This is a genomic window from Ilyobacter sp. (assembly GCF_041583315.1).
Classification (GTDB): Bacteria; Fusobacteriota; Fusobacteriia; order Fusobacteriales; family Fusobacteriaceae; genus Ilyobacter.
In genome coordinates this window covers 1-8,887 of the sequence record NZ_JBFHGC010000047.1, presented here as the reverse complement: position 1 = coordinate 8,887, position 8,887 = coordinate 1, and the positions used below count along the sequence as shown (strand labels likewise).

10 protein-coding genes are annotated in these 8,887 nt (G+C 35.2%); 2 read left to right on the top strand and 8 right to left on the bottom strand.

The annotated features are described in order from the left end of the window. Positions 1-147 precede the first annotated feature (147 nt). The 8 genes from panF to ABZA26_RS02940 all read right to left on the bottom strand — a co-directional run bounded on the left by panF (position 148) and on the right by ABZA26_RS02940 (position 6,542). Positions 148-1,599: a sodium/pantothenate symporter gene (panF, locus tag ABZA26_RS02975; RefSeq protein WP_372713034.1), complete on the bottom strand. Its 1,452-nt coding sequence runs from the start codon at positions 1,597-1,599 to the stop codon at positions 148-150. A gap of 8 nt (positions 1,600-1,607) precedes the next feature. Further along, positions 1,608-1,850, bottom strand: a complete 243-nt coding sequence (locus ABZA26_RS02970; RefSeq protein WP_372713033.1) for a YhdT family protein — start codon at positions 1,848-1,850, stop codon at positions 1,608-1,610. Positions 1,851-1,928: 78 nt separating this feature from the next. Beyond that, a complete protein-coding gene (locus tag ABZA26_RS02965) occupies positions 1,929-2,369 on the bottom strand; it encodes a MarR family winged helix-turn-helix transcriptional regulator (protein WP_372713032.1) in 441 nt (146 codons plus the stop codon). 198 nt (positions 2,370-2,567) lie between these two features. Then, entirely contained in the window at positions 2,568-2,951 is a 384-nt protein-coding gene (gene panD, locus ABZA26_RS02960) for an aspartate 1-decarboxylase (RefSeq protein WP_013387589.1), read from the bottom strand. Between the two features lie 2 nt (positions 2,952-2,953). Beyond that, entirely contained in the window at positions 2,954-3,799 is an 846-nt protein-coding gene (panC, locus tag ABZA26_RS02955; RefSeq protein ID WP_372713031.1) for a pantoate--beta-alanine ligase, read from the bottom strand. A gap of 9 nt (positions 3,800-3,808) precedes the next feature. Further along, positions 3,809-4,636: a 3-methyl-2-oxobutanoate hydroxymethyltransferase gene (gene panB, locus ABZA26_RS02950; protein WP_372713030.1), complete on the bottom strand. Its 828-nt coding sequence runs from the start codon at positions 4,634-4,636 to the stop codon at positions 3,809-3,811. After that, positions 4,636-5,460: a Rossmann-like and DUF2520 domain-containing protein gene (locus tag ABZA26_RS02945; RefSeq protein WP_372713029.1), complete on the bottom strand. Its 825-nt coding sequence runs from the start codon at positions 5,458-5,460 to the stop codon at positions 4,636-4,638. Before ABZA26_RS02945 ends, panB begins: the two co-directional genes overlap by 1 nt. A 206-nt stretch (positions 5,461-5,666) precedes the next feature. After that, entirely contained in the window at positions 5,667-6,542 is an 876-nt protein-coding gene (locus tag ABZA26_RS02940; RefSeq protein ID WP_372713028.1) for a LysR family transcriptional regulator, read from the bottom strand. Between the two features lie 219 nt (positions 6,543-6,761). On the opposite strand from ABZA26_RS02940, the gene ABZA26_RS02935 reads away from it, so the two are divergent. Then, positions 6,762-7,463 carry an aspartate/glutamate racemase family protein gene (locus ABZA26_RS02935; RefSeq protein ID WP_372713027.1) on the top strand — a complete coding sequence of 234 codons (702 nt, stop codon included), beginning with the start codon at positions 6,762-6,764 and terminating at the stop codon, positions 7,461-7,463. Between the two features lie 85 nt (positions 7,464-7,548). Beyond that, entirely contained in the window at positions 7,549-8,457 is a 909-nt protein-coding gene (gene metA, locus ABZA26_RS02930) for a homoserine O-succinyltransferase (protein ID WP_372713026.1), read from the top strand. The last annotated feature ends 430 nt before the right edge of the window (positions 8,458-8,887 follow it).

The window sequence follows — 8,887 nt, the reverse complement described above, 5'->3', positions numbered from 1 at the left end:
TACTTTTCTGTCAAGAGAAAAGTAACACTGGGTAAATTCAGTAATTCTCCAACATTACCTAACTAAAAAAAAAAGAGAAAGACTCTCTAAAGAATCTTTCTCAAAATTTTAATATCTTCTATTTAGATTTCACATTTTTAAATTACTTTAAAAAAATATTTCCAGTACTTCTTCTTCTGGTTTTTTACCTATAAGTGAACCTATGGTAAAGGCCATAAGAGAAATAAATATAACAGGTACTATCTGGTGCATACCCATAGGCTTTATCTTACTGATGGTGAAGTAAAAATAAGATCCCACTCCTGTGAGCATAGAAGCTATGGCTCCTGTTGCATTTGCTTTTTTCCAATAGAGTCCCAGTACTATAGGGCATAAAAAAGCTGCTTCAAGTCCTCCAAAGGCAAAAAGGTTTATCCATACCAAAAGTTTCGGTGGATTCATAGAAAGCATGAAAACTATTATACCTACTGTAAGAGATGTGAAAAGTGTAAGTTTTTTTATTTTTTTATCGTCTGCATCTTTGTTTATATAATGTATGTAAAGATCCTTTACAATTGCTGCTGAGGATAGTATTAGCATAGAATCCACTGTGGACATTGTCGCTGCCAAAGGACCTCCTATAAATACTCCTGCAAGTATAGGGGGCATATTTCTAAGAGCCAGTGTCGGTATTATTTTATCCCCTACATCTATTCCAGGGGCTACAGCAGCTCCCATTACCCCTATAAGGTGCATCCCTATCATAAGAAAACCTACCACAAAGGTTCCAACTATCATGGCACGGTGCATAGACTTTGAGTCCCTGAATCCCATACATCTGATTGTTGTCTGGGGTAGTCCCAGTACTGCCACTCCTACAAGCATCCAGAATGATAATATAAACGGTTTAGCTATGGCTCCTCCAGATGTTGGTGTGAGAAGATCTGGGTTGGTTTTCAACAGTCCCTGCATTATGTTTTCCATACCTCCGCCATTTTTTAATATGGCAAAGAAAAGGAAAGTAGTGGCCACCATCATCATTATTCCCTGGATGGCGTCAGTGAGAGCGACTGCTCTGAATCCTCCAAATGTGGTATATATAATAACTACAACACCAAAAAGAAGAAGTCCAGTATGGTATGAAAGACCAGTCACTGTTTCAAAAAGTCTGGCTCCCCCTATAAACTGAGCTATTATGGAAGCTGCAAAAAATACAAGTATGGCTATAGAGGAGAGTATCACGACTGTATCACTCTTATATCTCGCCCTCAGATAATCCGTTATGGTTACCGCACCTATCTTTCTGGATATTATGGCGAATTTTTTACCTAATACCCCCAGGGTGAGAAATGCCGTAGGCGTCTGTATACACGCTAGCAATACCCATCCTAACCCAAGCTTATAAGCTACTCCAGGTCCACCTATAAATGAACTGGCACTTGCGTAGGTTGCAATAAGAGTCATGGCAAGGACAAATCCTCCCATATTCCTGCTTCCTATAAAATATTCCTCTATAAAGTTAACTTCCCCCGAATGTTTTATTTCATTTGTTTTATATGCAATAAAAAGCATCACCGCCAGGTAAATTATCAAAGGTATAAGTATCATTATTTTATCCATTATTCCTCCTAGTCAAAATCCACTTCTTTAAAAAATATCTTAATTGCAAAATATACAAGGGTGCATATAACAAAAAATCCAACTATGCATGAATAGAAAAACCATTCTGGAAGTCCCATTATAAACCTGTAGTCCATAGGGTCCTTATCACCCATCCCATAGGCAAAAAAGTACCACCATGCAAAATAAATCAAATAAAGAATTACTGTTACTTTTGCTTCTTTCATTATCTGTTTGTTTCTCTCTCTCATTTATCCTCCTAACTATAATTATCCAGCATTATGAATAAAAAAATATCGACAAATAAATTTTAACGAACAAAAATTGAGCTATCCCTTTCCGAGTTTTTTAAGGAGCTCTATCATTATCATCTGTTCCGCTTCTGTAAGAACACCAAAAGCTTTTTTTAAATTTTCCAAATGCTTATCAAAAACTTCTTCCATCAGTGCAATACCTTTAGGGCTTATTTTAATAATAAAAACTCTTCTATCTTTTTCATCTCTTTTTTTGGTTATAAGCCCCTCTTTTTCCAGGTTGTTTATTATGACGGTCATTGTTCCGCCACTGGAAAAAGTTTTTTCTATAACTTCCTTGATTGTAAACTCCCCTCTGTGATATAAAAGCTCTAATACTGAAAACTGTGCCTCTGTTACTCCCTGTTTTTTCATATCAGGATATATTCTCCTGTTCACCGAGGCATAACACCTTGAAAATGTAACTAAAAGTTTTAGATTTCTCCATTCGTCTCTATCATATTCTTTATTCATCATAAAAAAAATTATACTACTAATTAGTTTTTTTTTCAATAATAAAATGGCTTATTTTTACATATAATTTGCTTCATTATAGTTATAAATCGTTTTGGTAATAAAAACTCAAAATAACTTGGCATTTTATTTTAATTTCACACTTTATTTTTTCCCAATAGAAAAAGAGGCCGAGGCCCCTTTTATTGTTTTTCTATAAGCTTATATTAATTTACCATGCTTTTCATAGCTGGAGATCTTTTCTACTTCGTTATGTTCACCCATAAGAACTACTTTCGGTTGATGAGTGTGTGCCTCTTTTTCATCTACCATACAGTAGGCCATTATTATTATCTTATCATTCTTTTGTACCATTCTTGCTGCTGCACCATTTAAGCATACTATTCCTTTTTCGTCTTCTGCTGCTATTACATAAGTTTCAAATCTGGCACCATTATTTATATTTACAATATGTACAAGCTCATATTCTCTTATTCCTGCTGCTTCCATTATGGTTTTATCCAGTGTGATACTTCCCACATAATCAAGTTCCGCCTGAGTTACCGTAGCCCTATGAATCTTTCCTTTTAAAAGTTGAATTTGCATTTTCACTCTCCTATAATCATATTATCTATTAATCTAGTTTTTCCAATAAAAACTGCTGTTGCTGCAAGTGCCTTTTCTTTTACCACATCTATTTTTTCCAACGTATCAGGATCTACTATTTCAAAATAATCGATCTTTGCAATGTCCATTGTAGATATTTTTCTGAATGCTTCTTTTTTTAGTTCCTCAACATCAGTAGTTCCCTGATAAACCATTTCCTTTATCACATTGAGAGCCTCTATAATAATAAGTGCTTTTCTCCTCTCCTCAGGAGAAAGCTTAGAGTTACGGGAACTCATTGCAAGTCCGTCTTCCTCTCTGACAATGGGGCATCCTATGACTTCCACAGGAATATTCATGTCCTTGGTGAATCTTTTTATTATAGCCAGTTGCTGAAAATCCTTTTCTCCGAAATAGGCTCTGTCTGGTGCCACTATCATAAAAAGTTTTGTAACCACAGTACATACACCTCTGAAATGGCCGGGTCTCGTTGCTCCGCATAGTTCCTTGTCCAATCCCTCTATATCCACCATTGTAGCAAATCCATCTGGATACATCTCTGCAGCAGTGGGAGCAAATATAATATCTCCTCCTGCAACTGTCACCAGATCCTTATCCCCTTGAATATTACTTGGATATGTCTCCAAATCGGATGCATTGTCAAACTGTTTCGGATTTACAAAGACACTTACAACAACCTTGTCATTTTCTGATGCTGCCTTCTCTATAAGACTTTTGTGCCCATCATGAAGGTAGCCCATTGTAGGGACAAATCCCACTGAGCAGCCGTCTTTTTTCCATTGTTGCACTTTTTTTCTGATCTCATCGACACTTCTTAGAACGTCCATTTTATCCCCCTAATAAAGTTTTTCAAGAACTTCATCTTTTATTCCGAAAGTATGCTCTTTTGCAGGAAAAGTTCCTTCCCTTACTTCTTTTACATAAGCTTCTAGCCCTTCTCTCATCACTTTCCCTACATCTGCGAAAGTCTTTACAAATTTCGGTTTGAAATCACCGTACATGTTGAGCATATCCTGAATCACAAGCACCTGACCGTCACATACATTTCCAGAACCTATACCTATAGTCGGTACAGACACGCTTTCACTTACTATCTTTGCCAGTTTTTCTGGTACACACTCTAGAACTATTGCAAACACACCTGCTTCTTCAAGTGCTTTTGCATCTTTTATCATCTGTTTAGCTTCATTTTCACTTTTTCCCTGAACTTTAAATCCTCCGAATACATTTACAGACTGAGGAGTGAGTCCTAAGTGTCCCATGACAGGTATCTGTGCCTTAACAATGGCCTTTACCTTATCCACCATATCTGCTCCGCCCTCTAGCTTTACTGCGTGGGCCCCTGTTTCTTTTATAAGCCTTCCAGCATTGGTTACGGCTTCTGGAATGGTATTATGATATGACATAAAAGGCATATCCAGAATAACAAGGGTCTCTTTTACACCTCTCATCACAGCTTTTCCATGGTGAATTATATCTTCAAGGGTGACTGAAAGGGTAGAATCATAACCTAAGCATACCATTCCCAGGGAATCTCCCACAAGAATTGCCTCTACTCCAGTCTCATCTATGATTTTGGCTGTGGTATAGTCGTATCCTGTGACCATTGACAGCTTTTTCCCTGTCTCTTTTGCGTTTCTAAAACTTACTACCGTGTTTTTCATCATTCCCCCTCTAAGAGTTTTTTTATTTCATTGTAATCTCTGTCTCTGTCTTTCATTATCTCTATAAGCTCCAAGGATGCTTCCACATAGAGGTTTTTCTCAGCTCCATGCTGCACTTCAAGGTGCTTCAAAATAGTATCAATGTCTCCCCTCTCAAGTGGTCCTGTTACAGACCCAGAGGTACCTTTCTCTTTTATATTTTCAATAGTCTTTTGAATTATGGGAAATATTATCTCATCTCCCATTTCAAGACCTGCTTTTTCTATATTTTTAAGGGCTCTGTGAACAACAGAGATCAAAAGATTAGAAGCAAAAACTCCTGCTAAATGATAGTTCACCTTTTTATCCGGAGAAATCGTAAACTTGTTGTTAGGCAATATATTCAGAAAAGATTCAAACTCTTCTAGGTCACCCTCTATAGTCAAGGGCATAACCTCCATTCTGTCTATCTCTGTATCCCCGCCTGCAAAAGTCATCATAGGATGGATCGACATAACTTTGCAGTTTCTATCATTGGCACCGTAGAAAACCTGGCTTGAAAGAGCCCCGCTTGTATGAACCATCATTTTATCTGATACTCCTTCATTCAGAAGGCACTCCCAGACAGATTTTATTAAGCCGTCAGGCACAGTAACAAATATGATATCACTCTCATCAATGACTTCTCTATAATTTTCAAAGTTGATACTTCCAGTGGCAGCGGCTGCCTTTTCTCCAAAAGATTTTATGCTGTCAAAATAACCAGCCACTTTCAGACCCCTGCTTTTAAAATACCTTCCCAGGGATACTCCTATTTTTCCAGCCCCTATAAAAGAGATTTTCACTCGATTCCTCCTAAAAATTTTTTATAATATAATACTACCTAGTATAATATCTTTATACAAATAGTAATACTAACTAGTACATTATGTCAACAATATTTTCTGTATAAAATATATATTTTGTATAAAATGTGTATATAATATTTTTATATTATCCCTTTTAAACTCTGTTTTTCAAGGAATAAACACAAAGGAAACCTCTTGTTTTTTTAATGCATAATTTTTTTGAATATTTCCAAAAAATTGGATGCAGCTTCAGACAGACGACGGTCTCTTACCCAGACTATGCACGTGCCTGTTTCCAGAGAAAACTCCTCGATCTCTTTATATTCCAGGTTCATCAGATTTACAAACTCTTTAGAAGATTTTGGGACCACACCTATACCCATACCAACATCTACCCAGGAAAGTATAGTCCTTGTATCTTCACTTTCACACAGTATTTTTGGTCTGTATCCCCACTGCTGACAGGCTTTTATTATCATCTTTTCAAATCTTCTGTCCAGTATAAGCGGAATATCCTTGAGATCATCCATGTTGAGATTCTTTTTATCCCATCCAAAATCACTTTGAGGTTTTGTCACTGCAATCATAGGTTCATTGGGAAGACTTACCGATTCAAAATTCTCAGAATTAAATGGTGTCCTCACTATACCTAGCTCTATAATACCGTTTTTCAGAAATTCTAATATCCTGTTTGTATTTCCCTCTCTTATGTCAAAACTTATATCCGGATACTCTGCATGATATTCCTGAATAAATTTTGGATATATAACTCCCATAGAGGATGCCACTACACCCATAGAAAGAGTTCCTGTAAACCCTTCGTTGAAATTTTTTATATCTTTAACCGTTTTGTCAAAAAGCTCTATTATCTGCTCTGCCCGGGTCTTTAGCATCTCACCGGCCTCTGTTATCTCTATTTTTCTCGTGCTCCTCTCAAGGAGCTTCACTCCTAGCTCTTCCTCCATGAGTTTCAACTGATAGCTCAACGGGGGCTGGGCCATGTGTAATTTTTCTGCCGCCTTTGTTATGTTCCCCTCTTCCACTATGGCCATAAAATATTTCAGCTGTCTTATATCCATATCTTCCTCCTGAATCCAAAATTAATACTTTAAAAGTCTCAATCACATACTTTTTAAATATTTTTCATATCAATCTTTTTTAGGTATAATATAGCAATATTAAACAGTTTTGATAAGTATTTTTTATAGTTTTAGTTTTCTTTCTAAATCTTTATACATACTGAAAATCCAAATTTAAACTTAATTCATATTAGAAATTATTCAAAGGAGCTGATTAAAATGAAAACAGTTGGTATTTTAGGGGGAATGGGTCCACTTGCAACTTCAGATCTCTTCAATAAAATTGTCACACTTACTGATGCAAAAAATGACAACGACCATATCCATATAATTTTAAATAACTACCCCATTATCCCAGACAGAACAAAATATATTTTAGGAGATGGTGAAAACCCAATAAAATATATGATTGAAGCTGCTTTAAAGCTTGAAGTGATGGGGGCTAATGTAGTTATTATGCCCTGCAATACCGCTCATTATTTTTATGACGAAATCACGGAGTATCTCACAATCCCTTTTATAAACATGATCGAAGAAACTGCAAAGGAGATAAAAAAGGTAAATCCGGAATCAAAAAAAGTCTGGCTTCTCTCCACACAGGGAACATACAAGACCAAAATATATGATAATATATTTAAAAATTATGACATTGAAATATCAAGACCGGGAAAAGCTGTAGAGGATGTTATCACAGATATTATATACAGCATAAAAAAAGGGGATACAGCTCTCAAAAATATAGATAAAAATCTTTTGACTTCATACTTGAATTCCATAGAAGGTGAAAGCATAATTTTAGGGTGCACAGAGCTTCCCGTTGCCTTTAATATCTTAGGTATCGCAAAGGGATGCATAGACCCTACAAAAATCCTGGCAAAATCAGCCATTCATTTTGCAGGTAAAAGAACTTTAGAGGACTAGGCCGATTGATTTTAAAGAGCTTTCGTGATATAATCCCCCTAATATAAATTCTCATAATTATTCTACTATTTTAAAGGGGGATAAAATGCCTATAGTAATTCCTAAAAAACTGCCTGCCTATGAAACTCTTAAGGATGAAAATATATTTGTAATGAATAAATCGAGGGCTTTTCGTCAAGACATAAGACCTCTGAAAATAGTAATTCTCAATCTTATGCCTAATAAAATAGTTACAGAAACACAGCTCCTTCGGCTTTTAGGGAATACCCCTCTGCAGATAGAGATTACTCTTCTCAAGACAGGGACTTATGCTTCTAAAAATACTAGCCAGGATCACCTCACTAGTTTTTACCAGACTTTTGAAGATATAAAAAATCACACTTTTGACGGTCTGATAATCACCGGAGCTCCTGTTGAAAATCTTAAATTTGAAGATGTGGACTACTGGAAAGAGCTTCAGGATATCATGGAGTTTTCAAAAACCAACGTCACATCAACTATGCATATCTGCTGGGGATCTCAGGCTGGACTTTACCACCATTACGGTATCCCAAAATTTCCCACAGATAAAAAAATATTTGGAATTTTTAAACATCAAATCTTGAATCTGAAAACAAAACTTACAAGAGGATTTGACGATGAGTTTCTTGTACCTCATTCAAGGCACACCACCGTCATGAGAAATGACATTGAAAAGGTTCCGGAACTTGAAATTTTAGCTGAGTCAGAAGAAGCGGGTATATGTCTTGTAGCCACGAGAGACAGAAAGCATATTTTCATAAGCGGCCATCTTGAGTATGAAAAAAATACTTTAAAAGATGAGTATTTCAGAGACCTGAATAAGGGTCTTCCAATTGATGTTCCAAAAAATTATTTTAAAGATGATAATCCTGAAAATAACCCTGTAGTAACCTGGAGAGCACATGCTCATTTACTTTTTTCCAACTGGCTGAATTACTGTGTCTACCAGGAAACTCCGTACCTTTTAAAATAAAAAATTTTATATTTTAAAAAAATCAGTTTCTCTTTGAAAAAAGTTCTGATAAATAGAGTAAAAACATATCTTTTTAAGATATGTTTTTTTTACCTTTTAAAGCTAATTGTTTATTAAAGAAAAGTTTCATTTATACTTAATTTTTGTTTATCCTTATCACACAACTGCTGATTCAATATTAAGGTTTTTTAAAAAAATTATAAATTCTATTTTTTACTGAATTTATTCAGTATGTAAAGCAGTATTTAAAAAAAAGTATAAATCTACACTTCTTTCAAACATTTTTTAGCAATATAAAAAAAAGATTTTTTTAACTTGTAATAATTCCAAATTTTGTGTATTATATTCAACGTACTCTTTTTACAAAAAAATAAATTTTTTTTAATGTTTTCAATTTTTTAAATTTATGTATATATGCAGTGAATGAAAT